Annotated in this window: 15 protein-coding genes; 12 read left to right on the plus strand and 3 right to left on the minus strand. The window is 60.8% G+C overall.

The window, feature by feature from the left end; all coding sequences use genetic code 11:
* The 5 genes from J1G37_RS00865 to J1G37_RS00885 all read left to right on the plus strand — a co-directional run bounded on the left by J1G37_RS00865 (position 1) and on the right by J1G37_RS00885 (position 7,216).
* Entirely contained in the window at positions 1–930 is a 930-nt protein-coding gene (locus tag J1G37_RS00865) for an ABC transporter permease (RefSeq protein ID WP_207039851.1), read from the plus strand.
* On the plus strand, positions 920–1,729 hold the full coding sequence (locus tag J1G37_RS00870; RefSeq protein WP_025856826.1) for an ABC transporter permease: 810 nt from the start codon (positions 920–922) through the stop codon (positions 1,727–1,729). The genes J1G37_RS00865 and J1G37_RS00870 overlap by 11 nt, the downstream gene beginning before the upstream one ends.
* Before the next feature lie 115 nt (positions 1,730–1,844).
* Complete coding sequence (locus J1G37_RS00875) at positions 1,845–3,269, plus strand: gamma-aminobutyraldehyde dehydrogenase (RefSeq protein ID WP_207039852.1); 1,425 nt, start codon at positions 1,845–1,847, stop codon at positions 3,267–3,269.
* Between the two features lie 173 nt (positions 3,270–3,442).
* Entirely contained in the window at positions 3,443–5,305 is a 1,863-nt protein-coding gene (locus J1G37_RS00880; RefSeq protein WP_207039853.1) for an FAD/NAD(P)-binding protein, read from the plus strand.
* 285 nt (positions 5,306–5,590) lie between these two features.
* Positions 5,591–7,216 carry a glucan biosynthesis protein D gene (locus tag J1G37_RS00885; RefSeq protein ID WP_207039854.1) on the plus strand — a complete coding sequence of 542 codons (1,626 nt, stop codon included), beginning with the start codon at positions 5,591–5,593 and terminating at the stop codon, positions 7,214–7,216.
* A gap of 52 nt (positions 7,217–7,268) precedes the next feature.
* Here J1G37_RS00885 and J1G37_RS00890 read toward each other — a convergent pair whose 3' ends face one another.
* Positions 7,269–7,454, minus strand: a complete 186-nt coding sequence (locus J1G37_RS00890; RefSeq protein ID WP_017738236.1) for a hypothetical protein — start codon at positions 7,452–7,454, stop codon at positions 7,269–7,271.
* Between the two features lie 257 nt (positions 7,455–7,711).
* On the opposite strand from J1G37_RS00890, the gene J1G37_RS00895 reads away from it, so the two are divergent.
* Complete coding sequence (locus J1G37_RS00895) at positions 7,712–8,308, plus strand: TetR/AcrR family transcriptional regulator (protein WP_207039855.1); 597 nt, start codon at positions 7,712–7,714, stop codon at positions 8,306–8,308.
* 2 nt (positions 8,309–8,310) lie between these two features.
* Positions 8,311–9,480, plus strand: a complete 1,170-nt coding sequence (locus J1G37_RS00900) for a DUF418 domain-containing protein (RefSeq protein ID WP_207039856.1) — start codon at positions 8,311–8,313, stop codon at positions 9,478–9,480.
* Between the two features lie 41 nt (positions 9,481–9,521).
* On the opposite strand, the gene J1G37_RS00905 is transcribed toward J1G37_RS00900, so the two are convergent.
* Positions 9,522–10,628: an NADH:flavin oxidoreductase/NADH oxidase gene (locus tag J1G37_RS00905; protein ID WP_207039857.1), complete on the minus strand. Its 1,107-nt coding sequence runs from the start codon at positions 10,626–10,628 to the stop codon at positions 9,522–9,524.
* Positions 10,629–10,753: 125 nt separating this feature from the next.
* A complete protein-coding gene (locus tag J1G37_RS00910) occupies positions 10,754–12,655 on the minus strand; it encodes a potassium transporter Kup (RefSeq protein WP_124526080.1) in 1,902 nt (633 codons plus the stop codon).
* A gap of 390 nt (positions 12,656–13,045) precedes the next feature.
* On the opposite strand from J1G37_RS00910, the gene J1G37_RS00915 reads away from it, so the two are divergent.
* The 5 genes from J1G37_RS00915 to J1G37_RS00935 all read left to right on the plus strand — a co-directional run bounded on the left by J1G37_RS00915 (position 13,046) and on the right by J1G37_RS00935 (position 16,616).
* Complete coding sequence (locus J1G37_RS00915) at positions 13,046–13,369, plus strand: type II toxin-antitoxin system RelE/ParE family toxin (RefSeq protein ID WP_207039858.1); 324 nt, start codon at positions 13,046–13,048, stop codon at positions 13,367–13,369.
* The gene (locus tag J1G37_RS00920; RefSeq protein WP_207039859.1) at positions 13,366–13,701 is read left to right on the plus strand and encodes an addiction module antidote protein; all 336 of its coding nucleotides are present in this window, start codon (positions 13,366–13,368) and stop codon (positions 13,699–13,701) included. The genes J1G37_RS00915 and J1G37_RS00920 overlap by 4 nt, the downstream gene beginning before the upstream one ends.
* Before the next feature lie 191 nt (positions 13,702–13,892).
* Positions 13,893–15,221 (plus strand): 30S ribosomal protein S12 methylthiotransferase RimO, encoded by a 1,329-nt coding sequence (rimO, locus tag J1G37_RS00925; protein ID WP_169855583.1) that lies wholly within the window; start codon positions 13,893–13,895, stop codon positions 15,219–15,221.
* Positions 15,222–15,318: 97 nt separating this feature from the next.
* Positions 15,319–15,855, plus strand: coding sequence for a GNAT family N-acetyltransferase (locus J1G37_RS00930; RefSeq protein WP_242551370.1), 537 nt, complete (start codon positions 15,319–15,321; stop codon positions 15,853–15,855).
* Between the two features lie 50 nt (positions 15,856–15,905).
* The gene (locus J1G37_RS00935; protein ID WP_017738244.1) at positions 15,906–16,616 is read left to right on the plus strand and encodes an rRNA pseudouridine synthase; all 711 of its coding nucleotides are present in this window, start codon (positions 15,906–15,908) and stop codon (positions 16,614–16,616) included.
* The last annotated feature ends 20 nt before the right edge of the window (positions 16,617–16,636 follow it).

Below are 16,636 nucleotides of genomic sequence, written 5' to 3' on the forward strand. Positions count from 1 at the left end.
ATGAGTCTGGCCCTTTCCCAACCGCCGATGCGCAGGTTTTCCAACCTGCTGTACCGCAAACCCAACCTGTACCTGGCGATGTTGTTGATCCCGCCGCTGATCTGGTTCGGCGCGATCTACCTCGGCTCGCTGCTGACCTTGCTCTGGCAAGGGTTCTACACCTTTGACGACTTCACCATGGCGGTCACGCCGGACCTGACCCTGGCCAACTTCGCCGCGCTGTTCCAGCCGTCGAACTTCGACATCATCCTGCGCACCCTGAGCATGGCGATCGTGGTGTCCATCGCCAGCGCCGTGGTGGCCTTCCCCATCGCCTACTACATGGCGCGCTACACCACCGGCAAGACCAAGGCGTTTTTCTACATCGCGGTGATGATGCCGATGTGGGCCAGCTACATCGTCAAGGCCTATGCCTGGACCCTGCTGCTGGCCAAGGGCGGCGTGGCGCAGTGGTTTGTGCAGCACCTGGGCCTGGAGCCGGTGTTGCAGTTCGTGCTGGGCATTCCCGGCGTGGGCGGCAGCACCTTGAGCACCTCGCACCTGGGGCGGTTCATGGTGTTTGTCTACATCTGGCTGCCGTTCATGATCCTGCCGATCCAGGCCTCGCTGGAGCGTTTGCCGCCGTCGTTGCTGCAAGCCTCGGCCGACCTGGGCGCCAAGCCGCGTCAGACGTTTATGCAGGTGATTCTGCCGCTGTCGATTCCGGGGATTGCTGCCGGTTCGATCTTCACCTTCTCGCTGACATTGGGCGACTTCATCGTGCCGCAGCTGGTAGGCCCGCCGGGGTACTTCGTCGGCGGCATGGTCTACGCCCAGCAAGGCGCCATCGGCAATATGCCCATGGCGGCGGCGTTCACCCTGGTGCCGATCGTGCTGATCGCGGTTTACCTGTCCATCGTCAAACGCCTGGGGGCCTTCGATGCACTCTGAGAAATCATCATTAGGCTTGAAGATCGCAGCCTGGGGCGGCCTGGTGTTTTTACACTTCCCGATCCTGATCATCTTCCTCTACGCCTTCAACACCGAAGAAGCGGCGTTCAGCTTTCCACCCCAGGGTTTTACCTTGAAGTGGTTCAGCGTGGCCTTCGCCCGGCCGGACGTGCTGGAAGCGATCAAGCTGTCATTGCAGATCGCGGCCATCGCCACGCTGATTGCCATGGTGCTCGGCACGCTGGCCTCGGCGGCCTTGTATCGCCGCGAGTTCTTCGGCAAGCAGGGTGTGTCGCTGATGTTGATCCTGCCGATTGCGCTGCCGGGGATCATCACCGGTATCGCCTTGCTGGCGACGTTCAAGACCCTGGGCATCGAGCCGGGGATGTTCACCATCATCGTCGGCCACGCGACCTTCTGCGTGGTGATCGTCTACAACAACGTGATCGCCCGTTTGCGCCGCACTTCCCACAGCCTGATCGAAGCCTCGATGGACCTCGGCGCCGACGGCTGGCAGACCTTCCGCTACATCATCATGCCCAACCTCGGCTCGGCGCTGCTGGCTGGCGGAATGCTCGCGTTTGCGCTGTCGTTCGACGAAATCATCGTCACCACCTTCACCGCCGGCCACGAGCGCACCTTGCCGTTGTGGCTGCTCAACCAGTTGAGCCGGCCACGGGATGTGCCGGTGACCAACGTGGTCGCGATGCTGGTGATGCTGGTGACGATGTTCCCGATTCTCGGTGCCTATTACCTGACGCGCGGCGGTGAAAGCGTGGCGGGGAGTGGCGGTAAATAACTGACAACACATTGCCACTGTGGAAACACGATCAATGTGGGAGCTGGCTTGCCTGCTCCCACAGTTGAATCGGGTTTCTTCAGGGAGATAACAATAGTTTGTGGAGAGCTGAATCATGCAAACCAAATTACTGATCAACGGCCACCTGGTCGCAGGCGAAGGCCCGGCACAAGCCATCTTCAACCCGGCACTCGGCCGCGTGCTGGTGGAAATCAACGAAGCCAGCGAAGCCCAGGTAGACGCCGCCGTGCGCGCCGCCGATGCGGCCTTCGAAAGCTGGTCGCAAACCCCGCCGAAGGACCGTTCCCTGCTGCTGCTGAAACTCGCGGACGCCATCGAAGCCCACGGTGAAGAGCTGGCCAAGCTGGAGTCGGACAACTGCGGCAAACCCTACAGCGCCGCGCTGAACGACGAGATCCCGGCGATTGCCGACGTGTTCCGCTTCTTCGCCGGCGCCAGCCGCTGCATGAGCGGTTCGGCCGGTGGTGAGTACTTGCCGGGGCACACGTCGATGATCCGTCGCGACCCGGTCGGCGTAATCGCCTCCATCGCGCCGTGGAACTACCCGCTGATGATGGTCGCGTGGAAAATCGCCCCCGCCCTCGCTGCCGGTAATACCGTGGTGCTCAAGCCGTCGGAACAAACCCCGCTGACCGCGCTGCGCATGGTCGAACTGGCGGCGGAAATTTTCCCGGCGGGTGTACTCAACCTGGTATTCGGCCGTGGGCCAACGGTGGGCAGCCCACTGGTGAACCATCCGAAAGTGCGCATGGTGTCGCTGACCGGCTCCATCGCCACCGGCGCGAACATCATCTCCAGCACCGCCGACAGCGTGAAGCGCATGCACATGGAGCTGGGTGGCAAGGCGCCGGTGATCATCTTCAATGACGCGGATATCGATGCCGCCGTAGAAGGCATTCGTACCTTCGGTTTCTACAACGCCGGCCAGGATTGCACGGCCGCCTGCCGGATCTACGCCCAGGCGGATATCTACGACGCGTTTGTCGAGAAGCTCGGCGCGGCAGTCGCGAGCATCAAGCATGGTTTGCAGGATGACCCCAGCACCGAGTTGGGGCCGCTGATCACCGCGCAACACCGCGACCGAGTGGCAGGGTTTGTCGAGCGCGCCGTGGCGCAGTCGCATATCCGCCTGATCACCGGTGGCAAGGCCGTGGAAGGCAATGGTTTCTTCTTTGAACCAACCGTACTGGCCGACGCACAACAGGACGATGAAATCGTGCGCCGCGAGGTGTTCGGCCCGGTAGTGTCGGTGACCAAGTTCAGCGATGAAGCCCAGGTATTGGGTTGGGCCAACGATTCGGACTACGGCTTGGCGTCATCCGTGTGGACCGCCGACGTAGGCCGCGCCCACCGTTTGGCCGCGCGTTTGCAGTACGGCTGCACCTGGGTGAATACCCACTTCATGTTGGTCAGCGAAATGCCCCACGGCGGTCAGAAACTGTCGGGGTATGGCAAGGACATGTCCATGTATGGGCTGGAGGACTACACCACCGTGCGGCATGTGATGTTCAAGCACTGACGCGCTTTCCCTTGTGAACGCAGGCAAATGTGGGAGCGGGCTTGCCCGCGATGACGGTGTGTCAGTCGAAGAGGCTATAACTGAACCACCGCTATCGCGGGCAAGCCCGCTCCCACATAAAGCGGCTCCCACATGGGCCTTCTCATAACAATAAATATTCGTAGGTTTTCCCCATGGACATCACCCGCCGCGACTTCCTCAACGGCGTCGCCATCACCCTGGCTGCTGGCATGACCCCGCTGCAAATCCTGCAAGCCGCCCCCGACGGTCGCTACTACCCGCCCGCCCTCACCGGCCTGCGCGGCAGCCATGTTGGCTCGTTCGAAGTGGCGCACCAGATGGGCTGGGAAAAGAAGGTGTTCAACACCGAAAAGCTGCCGATCAACGAGACCTATGACCTGGTGGTGGTCGGCGGCGGCTTGAGCGGTTTGTCGGCAGCGTGGTTCTACCGCGAGAAGCATCCCAAGGCCAAGATCCTGATCCTGGAAAACCACGACGACTTTGGCGGCCACGCCAAGCGCAACGAGTTCCAGGCCGGTGGCCGCATGATTATCGGGTATGGCGGCAGCGAGGCGTTTCAGTCGCCCAACCACCTCTATAGCAAAGAGGTCAACGGGCTGTTGAGGAAACTCGGGGTGAATATCAAGCGCTTCGAAACCGCCTTCGACCGCCAGTTCTACCCAGGTCTGGGCCTGTCGCGCGGGGTGTTTTTCGACAAGGAAAACTTCGGCGAAGACAAACTGGTAACCGGCGACCCGACACCGATGGTGGCCGACGATATTGCGCCAGACCAGCTGAATGCGCGCGCCATCAGCGACTTCATCCATGACTTTCCGCTGCCCGAGGCGGATCGTCTGGCCTTGATCGAATTGCACACCGCGCCCAAGGATTACCTGCCGGGCAAGACCGCCAAAGAAAAGGCCGACTACCTGGCTGCCACCAGCTACCGCGATTTCCTCCTGAAGAACGTAGGTTTATCGGAAGGTGCGGTGAAGTACTTCCAGAGCCGCACCAATGACTTCATGGCGTTGAGCATTGATGCCGTGGCTTCAGCTGACGCCTATAGCGTGGGTTTCCCAGGCTTTGCCGGAATGAACCTGGCGCCGATCAGCGAAGAAGCGGCGGCAGAGATGGAAGAGCCTTACATCTACCACTTCCCCGATGGCAACGCGTCGGTGGCGCGCTTGCTGGTGCGCAGCCTGATCCCGGGTGTGGCGCCGGGGCACACCATGGACGATATCGTGCTGGCGCCGTTTGACTACGCCCGGCTCGACCAGCCGACGTCCGCCGTGCGGCTGCGCCTGAACAGCACGGCGGTCAGCGTGCGTAACGTCGGCGATGGCGTGCATATCGGCTACAGCCGTGGTGGGCAACTCGCACAGGTGCGTGGCAAGCGCTGCATCCTGGCCTGCTACAACATGATGATTCCGTACCTGTTGAAAGACCTGCCGGCAACCCAGGCCCACGCCTTGAGCCAGAACGTGAAATACCCGCTGGTGTACACCAAGGTGGTGATCCGCAATTGGCAGTCGTTCCAGAAGCTGGGGGTGCATGAAATCTACGCGGCGACCCAGCCTTACAGCCGGATCAAGCTGGACTACCCGGTGAGCATGGGCGGCTACGACCACCCGCGCGACCCGACGCAGCCGATTGGCTTGCACATGGTCTACGTGCCGACCAGCCCCAACAGCGGCATGAACGCCCGCGACCAGGCCCGCGCCGGGCGCGGCAGGTTGTATGGGCAGACGTTCGAACAACTGGAAGCGCAATTGCGTGACCAGTTACAACGCATGCTCGGGCCGGGTGGTTTCCAGCATGAAACGGACATCCTGGCGATCACGGTCAACCGCTGGTCACATGGTTATGCGAGCTTCTCCAACAGCCTGTTTGACGACGCCGATGAGAGCGAGGCGTGGATGAGCCTGGCGCGCAAGCCGGTGGGACATGTGAGCATCGCCAATTCGGATGCGGCGTGGAGTGCGTATGCCCATGCGGCGATTGATGAGGCGTATAGGGCCGTCGGTGAAGTAGGCTGAAATACATTCTGAATGTGGGAGCTGGCTTGTGTGGGAGCTGGCTTTCACATTGAACCTTCATCTTTCCTGAGTAATGTGCCCGGCTGCGGCCCCCGGAAATGTCTTGTCGCACTTGCAATGCCATCACCCCGCTATCAATCATTTTTCCTACACCATCGAACCGCTTAAGCTATCCGGCGTCTGTTTATTGTCCGTTGCGTTTGGCCGAAGGCATGTCCGAACCGTAATTTCTGATCCAGCACGTGCCAGGAACGGCGCGGGATTTGCTCACGACAGGTTGTCTCTATGCACCGCAGGAATTTGCTCAAAGCGTCCATGGCCATCGCGGCCTACACCGGGTTGTCGGCCAGCGGCCTGCTCGCCGCGCAGGCCTGGGCCGGGAACCGTGCCGCCGACGGCAAGGCTGTGACATTCGATTTTGAAACACTCAAGGCCCAGGCCAAGCAACTCGCCGGCACTGCGTATAAAGACACCAAGCAGGTGCTGCCGCCGACCCTGGCGACCATGAGCCCGCAGAATTTCAACGCCATCGGCTATGACGGCAACCATTCGCTGTGGAAGGACTTGAACGGCCAACTGGACGTGCAGTTCTTCCACGTCGGCATGGGTTTCAAGACGCCGGTGCGCATGCACAGTGTCGATCCCAAGACCCGTGAGGCCCGCGAGGTGCATTTCCGCCCTTCGCTGTTCAACTACGAAAAAACCACCGTCGATACAAAACAACTGAAAGGCGACCTGGGCTTCTCCGGCTTCAAGCTGTTCAAGGCACCGGAACTGGATCGCCATGATGTGTTGTCGTTCCTCGGCGCCAGCTACTTCCGTGCGGTGGACAACACCGGCCAATACGGACTTTCCGCACGCGGCCTGGCGATTGATACCTACGCGAAAAAGCGCGAAGAATTCCCGGATTTCACGCAGTTCTGGTTCGAAACCCCAGACAAGGACGCCACGCGTTTTGTGGTCTACGCCTTGCTCGACTCGCCGAGTGCCACCGGCGCCTATCGTTTCGACATCGACTGCCAGGCCACCCAGGTGGTGATGGCCATCGACGCCCATATCAATGCGCGCACCGCCATCGACCAACTGGGCATTGCGCCGATGACCAGCATGTTCAGCTGCGGCACCCATGAACGCCGCATGTGCGACACCATCCACCCGCAGATCCACGACTCGGATCGCCTGGCGATGTGGCGCGGCAACGGCGAGTGGATCTGCCGCCCGCTGAACAACCCGGCCAAGCTGCAGTTCAACGCGTTCGCCGACAAAGACCCGAAAGGGTTCGGCCTGGTGCAGACCGACCATGAATTCGCCAGCTACCAGGACACCGTGGACTGGTACAGCAAGCGCCCAAGCCTGTGGGTCGAACCGACCACGGCGTGGGGCGAAGGCTCCATCGACCTGCTGGAAATCCCTACCACCGGCGAGACCATGGACAACATCGTGGCCTTCTGGACGCCGAAAAAACCGGTCGCTGCCGGCGACTCACTCAACTACGGCTACAAGCTGTACTGGAGCGCCCTGCCGCCGGTGAGCACGCCGTTGGCACAAGTCGACGCCACCCGCTCAGGCATGGGCGGCTTTACCGAAGGCTGGGCCCCGGGCGAGCACTACCCACCGGTGTGGGCCCGTCGTTTTGCCGTGGACTTCAAGGGCGGCGGCCTGGATCGCCTGCCGGCCGGCACCGGGATCGAACCGGTGGTGACCTGCTCCCATGGCGAGGTGAAGGATTTCAGCATTCTGGTACTCGATAACATCAAGGGCTACCGCATCCTGTTCGACTGGTACCCCACCAGCGACAGCGTGGAGCCGGTAGAACTGCGCCTGTTTATCCGTACCCAGGACCGCACTTTGAGTGAAACCTGGCTGTACCAGTACTTCCCGCCGGCGCCGGACCAGCGTAAGTACACCTGATGCAAAATGTGGGAGCTGGCTTGCCAGCTCCCACATGGGTTCAGTTGCGTATTCAGAACCGCGACACACTCTTCATCGCCCCAATCAGATACCGCATCGCCACCTGATCGTTCTCGGTCAGGGCGCGGTACTGCGCCAGCAATTCGGCCTCATCCGAACTCAATCTTCGACCCCATAAAGACATTCTGCGGGTCAGAAAAAACGCCACTGCACCCACAACACCATAGGACTTGGCCATGGACTACTACTCCTGAATTCAATCAACTGTTCCTGATGCCCATTAACCGCCTCCCGTGAAGCGCAATGCCTCAGCGGACAAACAGACTGACTCCCTGGGCCAGAAACCAGACTTACCCTAAGCGTAGAAACGATCTTGCCAACCGTGCGATTTTTTTAGAGTAATCACTTAAATAATTGGTATTGAGCAAAAATCTTGCAGAAGTTTCTTACCTGGCATTTAATTAAGTGACCACTCAATTAATAAATGAGGCGACGATGCGCACCGTTGATCCGCAACAACGTGAAAGCAAACGCATGGCATTGCTCGACGCCGCTTCCCGGTGTTTTGCCGAAGCGGGTTTCGTCGCCACCCGCACGGCCGATATCTGCACCGCTGCCGGGATGAGCGCCGGTAACCTGTTCCACTACTTCGCCAGCAAACATGAAGTGTTACTGGCGCTGGTGGCCCGCGAAGGTGAGCAGATCCAACAAGCCATGGCACCATTGGCCGCTGCAGAAGACCCGATGGCCGCGCTGCTGGCGTTCGTGGACCACACCTGTGAATTGGCGTGTGACCGCCATTACGCGGGCCTGGCATTGGAAATTTCCGCCTTGGGCCACCGTGATGAATCCGTCGCTTACCTGATGAAAGCCAACGACCGCTACTTGCGCGAAGGCCTGGAGGCGCTGATCGAGGCTGCCGGCAAGGCCGGGCAATTGCACACGACCTTGACCGTGCCCGAGGCGGCCAATTGGCTGGCCACCCTGATCGACGGCATGTTCGCGCGAGTGGCGGCCGACGCGGACTTCCACCCGAACCAGCAGATTGATGTGCTGCGCGGCCTGGTGACCCACCTGCTGCAAGGCCACTGAACATGACGCCGACACGCCTGGTCCACGTGGACGCGCTGCGCGGTTTTGCCTTGCTGGGCATTCTGGTGGTGAACATCTGTGCATTCGCCGACCCCTACTACGCGTCGCCCCTCAGCAACCCCGACTACGCCGGCACCGGCGACCACCTGATGCGCCTGGTGATTTCGCTGCTGTTCGAAACCAAGTTCTACCTGCTGTTTTCCTTTCTGTTCGGCTACAGCTTTACCTTGCAGATGGCCGCCGCCGAACGCGCCGATGCGGCGTTTGCACCACGCATGGTACGTAGGCAATTGGCCTTGCTGATCGTAGGAGTGGTCCACGGCGCCTTGTTGTATTACGGCGAAATCCTGTCCACCTACGCCTTGCTCGGCCTGGTGCTGCTGGCAGCGCGCAGCCTGGCGCCGGCCAAGGCGTGTAGGTGGGGAATCGGCCTTGTCGTCGTTGCCTGCTCGGGGTGGATGTTGCTCGGTGCGCTGCAAATCCTCGAGGGCGATGCCAGCGGTGCCGCCAGCAGCGAACCCGCAACAAAACTCGCGGCCTTCAGCGGCAGTGCCCTGGACACGTTGCACTTTCACAGCGGCCACCTGTGGAACACCGTGCAGGCACTTTGGCTGCTGCAAGGGCCGAGCGCCCTGGCGATGTTCTTCTTCGGCTATGCCGCCGGGCGGCGCCAATGGCTGGTGGCGCCGTATCCCTGGGCACCCCACTTGCGTCGCTTGCTGTGCCTCACCCTCCCCGTGGGCCTGCTGGGCGCGCTGATCTATGCGTTGAGCGCTGCCTACGCGCCCGGCGGTGGCCTGGAAACCGTCGCCTTTGGCGTCGGGCAACTCACGGCACCGTTGTTGAGCGCGGCGTATGCCCTGTTGATGCTGAAACTGTTCGGCTCTGCCGTCGGGTCTTGGCTGTGTCAGTGGCTGGCGCCCGTAGGCAAGATGGCCCTGAGTAACTACCTGTTGCAATCGGCCCTGTTGGGGCTGCTGTTCAGCGGCTATGGCGCAGGCTTGATCAACCAGCTGCAACCCTGGCTGATGTTGCCGGTGGTACTTGGGATCTTTGTCTTGCAACTGTGGCTGAGCGCGCGCTGGCTGCGCACTCATCCCTATGGACCGATGGAGTGGCTGCTGCGGGCAGCCACGTTATGGGCGTGGCCAAGCTGGCGGCGCACCCTATAAATAACCCACCGTCATCGGTGGGTTCTGCCAAGGCGCGCAGGTCAGTCGCGCAGATCGGACTCGTGGATCGGCTGGTCCCGATGGGTTGCACGCTGGTACTGCGCCGGCCAAATGGCCTTGCGCCCGCCCAGGTCATCGTCGGCATGCAACGGCCAATACGGATCGCGCAGCAGTTCGCGGGCGAGAAAGATGATATCGGCCTGGCACGTGCGCAGGATGTGCTCGGCCTGGGCCGGTTCCGTAATCATCCCGACGGTGCCGGTGGCGATGCCCGCCTCCTTGCGCACACGCTCGGCGAAGCGCGTCTGGTAACCGGGGCCGATGGGGATCTCGGCATTGGCGGCGGTGCCACCGGATGACACATCGATCAGGTCCACGCCGAGTGCCTTGAGGCGGAGCGCCAGTTCCACGGTTTCATCAGGGTTCCAGCCGTCTTCTACCCAGTCGGTGGCCGATACCCGCACAAACAACGGCAGCTCCACGGGCCAGACTTGGCGCACGGCCTCTGTCACCTGCAACACCAGGCGAATGCGGTTTTCAAATGATCCGCCGTACTGGTCCTGGCGCTGATTACTGATCGGCGAGAGAAACTGATGCAACAGGTAACCGTGGGCGGCGTGAATTTCCACCACTTCAAAACCTGCGGTGAGTGCGCGTTTGGCGGCGGCGACAAAGTCTGCGATCACTTGCTGGATCTGCCCTTCGTCGAGCTGTTTGGGCTGGGTATGCTGCGGGTCGAAGGCAATCGGCGATGGGCCTACCGGCACCCAGCCACCGTCGTCCGGCTTGACGCTGCCATGCTTGCCGATCCACGGCCGATGGGTGCTGGCCTTGCGCCCGGCGTGGGCCAGTTGAATCCCGGCCACCGCGCCTTGGGCGGCGATAAAACGCGTGATGCGTTGCAGCGGTTCGATCTGTGCGTCGTGCCACAGTCCCAGGTCCTGGGCAGTGATGCGACCGTCGGCAGTCACAGCGGTAGCTTCGGTGAAGATCAGGCCGGCGCCCCCCACGGCGCGGCTGCCGAGGTGCACCAAGTGCCAGTCATTGGCCAGGCCGTCTTCAGCGGAGTATTGGCACATCGGCGACACCGCGATGCGGTTGAGCAGGGTCAATTGACGGAGGGTATAGGGTTCGAGCAGCTGGCTCATGGCGCACCTCTTCTGGGTTCTATGGGCACTGTTCAACAGTGCTTAGAGCCTAGTCGACAACGGTGGATTGCACAGGGTTCAGAAGGAAACCGGGAGCCGATTGCCGGCTCCCGTACTGCAACAGCTTACATTTCGACCTGGGTACCCAGCTCGATCACCCGGTTTACCGGGAGCTTGAAGAAGCGCAGGTTGCCGTTGGCGTTCTTCAACATGAAGGCGAACAGGCTTTCGCGCCAACGCGCCATGCCTTCGATCTTCGACGCGATCACCGTCTCACGACTGAGGAAGTAGGTGGTGCGCATCGGGCTGAAATCCAGATCCTCCAGATGGCACAGCTTCAGCGCTTCGGGCACATCCGGCTCATCGGTAAAGCCGAAGTGCAGGATCACACGGAAGAAGCCGTCGCCAAAGGCGTCCACCTCGAAGCGCCGCTCTACCGGCACCCGTGGAATATCTTCGTAGACCACCGTCAGCAGCACCACTTGCTCATGCAACACCTGGTTATGCAGCAGGTTGTGCAACAAAGCGTGGGGCACGGCGTCGGGGCGCGCGGTGAGGAACACCGCCGTGCCCTGCACGCGATGGGGCGGCTGCACGCGGATGCTGCTGATGAAGATCGGCAGCGGCAGGCCGCCTTCGTCGAGGCGTTCCACCAGCAATTGCTTGCCGCGCTTCCATGTCGTCATCAAAACAAACAACACGATCCCCGCCAGCACCGGGAAGGCGCCGCCCTGGATGATCTTCGGCACGTTGGCGGCGAAGTACAGCCCATCCACCAACAGGCAGCAGACCAGTACCGGCACCGCCAGGATCGGCGGCCACTTCCACAGCAGCAGCATCACCGCCGACACCAGGATGGTGGTCATCAGCATTGTGCCGGTCACCGCCACGCCGTAGGCCGAGGCCAGGGCGTTGGAGGACTCGAAACCCAGCACCAGCAGGATCACGCCGACCATCAGCGACCAGTTCACCGCGCCGATGTAGATCTGGCCTTGCTCGGCACTGGAGGTGTGCTGGATGTGCATGCGCGGGATGTAACCCAACTGGATCGCCTGGCGGGTCAGGGAGAACGCGCCAGAGATCACCGCCTGGGATGCGATCACCGTGGCCAGGGTGGACAACACCACCAGCGGGATCAGCGCCCAGCTCGGCGCCAGCAAGTAGAACGGGTTGCGCGCGGCTTCCGGGTCGCCCAGCAGCATCGCGCCCTGGCCGAAATAGTTGAGCACCAGCGCCGGCAACACCAGGATGAACCAGGCGCGGGCGATGGGCTTGCGGCCGAAGTGGCCCATGTCGGCGTACAGCGCTTCGGCGCCGGTCAGTGCCAGCACCACCGCGCCGAGAATCGCCACGCCAATGCCCGGGTGCGCCTCGAAGAAGCGCACGGCCCACATCGGGTTCATCGCACTGAGCACTTCCGGGTGCAGGGTGATGCCATACACACCAAGGCCGCCCAGCACCAGGAACCAGGTCACCATCACCGGGCCGAACAGCTTGCCGATATGATCGGTGCCGTGTTTCTGGATCAGGAACAGCGCCACGAGTACGACCAGGGCGATGGGCACGACCCATTTCTCCAGGCCGTCAAACGCCAACTCCAGGCCTTCCACGGCCGACAACACGGAAATCGCCGGGGTGATCATGCTGTCGCCATAGAACAGCGCCGCGCCGCACAGGCCACACACCACGAGGAAACTGCGCAGTTTCTTGCGCTCCCCCGCCGCCCGCCGCGCCAGCGCAGTCAGGGCCATGATGCCGCCTTCGCCTTGGTTATCGGCGCGCAGCACAAACAGCATGTACTTGATCGACACCACCCAGATCAGCGACCAGAAGATCAGCGCCAGGATCCCCAGCACGCCGTCATGGTTGACCTGCACCCCATAACCGCCGTTGAACACCTCTTTAAGGGTGTAGAGCGGGCTGGTCCCGATATCGCCGTAAACCACCCCGACCGCGGCCACCAGCATGCCAATCGGCTTCGTGGTGGAATGCGCGGCGCCTGCCGCCGGACTACTTGCCTGACCCATCAACCACTCCTGCCCTTTGACCTGAGGTCTTTTATAAACAGCGCGTCTCAGCTGACCGTAGCATGCGCTGTTTTACTTCTCGTAACAGACGTTTTATTGACCTTGGCGTTTTACCTGTGGGCAACGGCGCGAAGCATAGCGCAGCGGTTGGGGGATTTCGCGGTTCGCGTGTGTTCGGAGCCCTTTTAGAGCGTGGCCACTAAATGACGCGGCACTTTGGAGCCTTTTAGCCTGCATTGAACACACTTACAGCCAACCGTATATTTCTGGCCCGGCTCAATAGCGCGTCCTCGCTTGACGCCCCCCATCAATAAATCGAGCCCCCATAGGGCAGGTTCAGTCGATATAGAAACTCAATCACCGATCTGTCTCTTTTAAGGTACATTTCTCATGTATGAGGTGAAACACGTATTGTCAGTCAATGGCGTGGATATCTACCAAGCCTGGCTGGACACCGTGCAAGACACGCGTTCAAAAGCAAGAATCACGACCAGAGTGGACCGAGCGTCCCTTGGTCACTTTGGCGTTACCGAGCCGGTGGGAGATGGGGTCTTTGAGATGAAACTCGATTTCGGCCCCGGGTTTCGCGTGTATTACGCAATTCAGGATCGGCAGATTGTTTTTCTGTTGGGCGGAGGCTCAAAGGCCAGACAGCAAAACGATATCGATCAGGCCAAGGCTCTTTGGAAGTCCTACAAGGTGCAGCAAAAATGACCATTCATACTCGCTCTCATGAAGATAGCGTCCTTGAAATGCTCCGTGACGACGAAGCATTTGCCCTTGACTATCTTTCTGTCGCCCTTGAGGAGATCGATGAAGCGGGCGGTGAAGACGCCTTCCTTGTCGCTGTTCGCCGGGTGGCGGAAGCTCGCGGTGGAATGCTGAGTTTGTCGCAGAACACAGGGCTCAATAGAGCGAATCTTTACCGATCCATCGCCGTCGGCGGCGACCCTAAGCTCTCCACGCTCCTGAAAGTACTCCAGGCGTTAGGTGTGGGAATGTCTAAAGTTGTATCGCACCGCACAGAGCAAGACGTCCGGGCTTGAGAGCATGGTCAGGGAGCGGTGAATCGACCAACACCGCACTCGTCGCATTTCCCCGCATAAAGCTGGTCAAGCGCGTTGCCCATCGATAGAATTGCGCACTTTTTGATCAGAGGCACACCAAGTGCCCGTCCGCTGCCTGCCCTTCACGGCGGCGGCGTCATTCAATACCGAGGTTAGACATGTCCACCACCATCGCAAAAGCCAACCCCAAGGTTGGCTTTGTTTCCCTGGGTTGCCCGAAGGCGCTTGTCGATTCCGAGCGCATCCTTACGCAACTGCGTATGGAAGGCTATGACGTCGTGTCCACTTACCAGGACGCCGATGTGGTGGTGGTCAACACCTGCGGTTTCATCGATTCGGCCAAGGCTGAGTCCCTGGAAGTGATCGGCGAAGCGATCAAGGAAAACGGCAAGGTCATCGTGACCGGCTGCATGGGTGTGGAAGAAGGCAATATCCGCAACGTGCACCCGAGCGTGTTGGCGGTGACCGGCCCGCAGCAGTACGAGCAGGTGGTCAACGCCGTGCACGAAGTAGTGCCGCCGCGCCAGGATCACAACCCGCTGATCGACCTGGTGCCGCCGCAAGGCATCAAGCTGACCCCGCGTCACTACGCGTACCTGAAGATTTCCGAAGGCTGCAACCACAGTTGCAGTTTCTGCATCATCCCGTCGATGCGCGGCAAGTTGGTCAGCCGTCCGGTCGGTGATGTGCTGGACGAGGCCCAGCGCCTGGTCAAATCCGGGGTGAAAGAGCTGTTGGTGATCTCCCAGGACACCAGCGCCTACGGTGTCGACGTGAAATATCGCACCGGTTTCTGGAACGGCGCGCCGGTGAAAACCCGCATGACCGAACTGTGCGAAGCCTTGAGCAGCCTGGGTGTGTGGGTGCGCCTGCACTACGTTTACCCATACCCGCACGTCGACGAGCTGATCCCGCTGATGGCCGCCGGCAAGATCCTGCCGTACCTGGACATCCCGTTCCAGCACGCCAGCCCGAAAGTGCTCAAGGCCATGAAACGCCCGGCCTTCGAAGACAAGACCCTGGCGCGCATCAAGAACTGGCGCGAGATCTGCCCGGAACTGATCATCCGTTCGACCTTCATCGTCGGCTTCCCCGGCGAAACCGAAGAAGACTTCCAGTACCTGCTGGACTGGCTGACCGAAGCGCAACTCGACCGCGTCGGTTGCTTCCAGTATTCGCCAGTGGAAGGCGCACCGGCGAACTTGCTGGACCTGGCCGTGGTGCCGGACGACGTCAAGCAAGACCGTTGGGAGCGTTTCATGGCGCACCAGCAGGCCATCAGCTCGGCGCGCCTGCAACTGCGCATCGGCAAGGAAATCGAAGTATTGATCGACGAAGTCGATGAGCAAGGCGCCGTAGGCCGCTGCTTCTTCGACGCGCCGGAGATCGACGGTAACGTGTTTATCGACGATGCCAGCGGTTTGAAGCCGGGCGACAAGGTCTGGTGCACCGTGACCGACGCCGACGAGTACGACCTGTGGGCTGAAAAGCGCGACTGATCCAGTACACACTAAAAAGCCCTGCATCTGATCAAGATGTGGGGCTTTTTTAGGTCTATCGTTTGCTCATCGCCAATCATCGGCAGGGGCAGCGGGCATGCGTCGGCATTCGGTTATCCACACACCTAAAACCAGCGACTATCAAAAACTGACTGAAATCTGGGAGTCCTCGGTGCGGGCTACCCACGATTTTTTGCCGGACAGCTACATCGAACTGCTGCGCAACCTGGTGCTGACCCATTACCTGGATACGGTGATGCTGATTTGCACCAAGGATCCGCATCAACGCATCACCGGGTTTGCCGGGGTCGCCGCGGGCAAGGTCGAGATGTTGTTCATCGACCCACAGTACCGTGGCCAGGGGCTTGGCCAGCAATTGCTGGGTTATGCCATTGAACACATGAACGCCGATGAGCTGGACGTCAACGAACAGAACCCGCAGGCGCTGGGTTTTTACTTAAAACAGGGCTTTGAGGTGATCGGACGGACGGAGCATGATGGTTTGGGCCAACCTTATCCGTTGCTGCACCTGCGTTTACGCTCTTCTGTGGGAGCTGGCTCCCACACAAGCCAGGTCCCAGCAAAACCAGAGCTTCCACAAAAAACGCCGGCACTGAAATGGGGCCGGGATTAACCGGCGCCAGGCAGGTACAATAGCCGCCCCCTTTTGTTACGGCCCCTGTCATGACTGACCCCATACGCCTCTCCAAACGCCTTATCGAACTGGTCGGTTGCTCCCGTCGGGAGGCTGAGCTGTTTATCGAAGGCGGCTGGGTCTCGGTGGACGGTGAAGTGATCGACGAGCCGCAGTTCAAGGTCACCACCCAAAAGGTCGAGCTCGACCCGGACGCCAAGGCCACCGTGCCAGAGCCGGTGACCATCCTGCTGCACGCGCCGGTTGGCGTGGACGCAGAAACGGCGATGGCCTCGATCAGCGCCGACACCCTGTCCGAAGAACACCGCTTCAGCAAGCGCCCGCTCAAGGGCCACTTCCTGCGCCTGACCGCCAGCGCCGACCTGCAAGCCAAGGCCAGCGGCCTGCTGGTGTTTACCCAGGACTGGAAGATTCTGCGCAAGTTGACCGCCGATGCCGCCAAGATCGAGCAGGAATACGTGGTGGAAGTCGAAGGCGACATGGTTGCCCACGGTCTCAACCGCTTGAACCACGGCTTGACCTACAAAGGCAAGGAGCTGCCGGCGGTCAAAGCCAGCTGGCAGAACGAAAACCGCCTGCGTTTTGCGATGAAAAACCCGCAGCCGGGCGTGATCGCGCTGTTTTGCGAAGCGGTGGGCCTCAAGGTCATCGCCATCCGTCGCATCCGCATCGGCGGCGTGTCCATCGGCAAGGTGCCGGTCGGCCAGTGGCGCTACCTGTCGGCCAAAGAGAAGTTCTAAGCCGCTACCCCTTTCTCGAC

This window comes from Pseudomonas sp. Marseille-Q1929 (assembly GCF_017316265.1).
Taxonomy (GTDB): Bacteria; Pseudomonadota; Gammaproteobacteria; order Pseudomonadales; family Pseudomonadaceae; genus Aquipseudomonas.

What these genes read in the sequence shown, in the direction of transcription:
- J1G37_RS00900 (WP_207039856.1), top strand. Translation starts at nt 8,311, where the DNA reads ATGACGCCGACACGCCTGGTCCACGTGGACGCGCTGCGCGGTTTTGCC.
- J1G37_RS00935 (WP_017738244.1), top strand. Translation starts at nt 15,906, where the DNA reads ATGACTGACCCCATACGCCTCTCCAAACGCCTTATCGAACTGGTCGGT.
- J1G37_RS00905 (WP_207039857.1), bottom strand. Translation starts at nt 10,628, where the DNA reads ATGAGCCAGCTGCTCGAACCCTATACCCTCCGTCAATTGACCCTGCTC.
- J1G37_RS00880 (WP_207039853.1), top strand. Translation starts at nt 3,443, where the DNA reads ATGGACATCACCCGCCGCGACTTCCTCAACGGCGTCGCCATCACCCTG.
- J1G37_RS00895 (WP_207039855.1), top strand. Translation starts at nt 7,712, where the DNA reads ATGCGCACCGTTGATCCGCAACAACGTGAAAGCAAACGCATGGCATTG.
- J1G37_RS00865 (WP_207039851.1), top strand. Translation starts at nt 1, where the DNA reads ATGAGTCTGGCCCTTTCCCAACCGCCGATGCGCAGGTTTTCCAACCTG.
- J1G37_RS00870 (WP_025856826.1), top strand. Translation starts at nt 920, where the DNA reads ATGCACTCTGAGAAATCATCATTAGGCTTGAAGATCGCAGCCTGGGGC.
- J1G37_RS00920 (WP_207039859.1), top strand. Translation starts at nt 13,366, where the DNA reads ATGACCATTCATACTCGCTCTCATGAAGATAGCGTCCTTGAAATGCTC.
- J1G37_RS00930 (WP_242551370.1), top strand. Translation starts at nt 15,319, where the DNA reads ATGCGTCGGCATTCGGTTATCCACACACCTAAAACCAGCGACTATCAA.
- J1G37_RS00915 (WP_207039858.1), top strand. Translation starts at nt 13,046, where the DNA reads ATGTATGAGGTGAAACACGTATTGTCAGTCAATGGCGTGGATATCTAC.
- J1G37_RS00910 (WP_124526080.1), bottom strand. Translation starts at nt 12,655, where the DNA reads ATGGGTCAGGCAAGTAGTCCGGCGGCAGGCGCCGCGCATTCCACCACG.
- J1G37_RS00885 (WP_207039854.1), top strand. Translation starts at nt 5,591, where the DNA reads ATGCACCGCAGGAATTTGCTCAAAGCGTCCATGGCCATCGCGGCCTAC.
- J1G37_RS00890 (WP_017738236.1), bottom strand. Translation starts at nt 7,454, where the DNA reads ATGGCCAAGTCCTATGGTGTTGTGGGTGCAGTGGCGTTTTTTCTGACC.
- J1G37_RS00875 (WP_207039852.1), top strand. Translation starts at nt 1,845, where the DNA reads ATGCAAACCAAATTACTGATCAACGGCCACCTGGTCGCAGGCGAAGGC.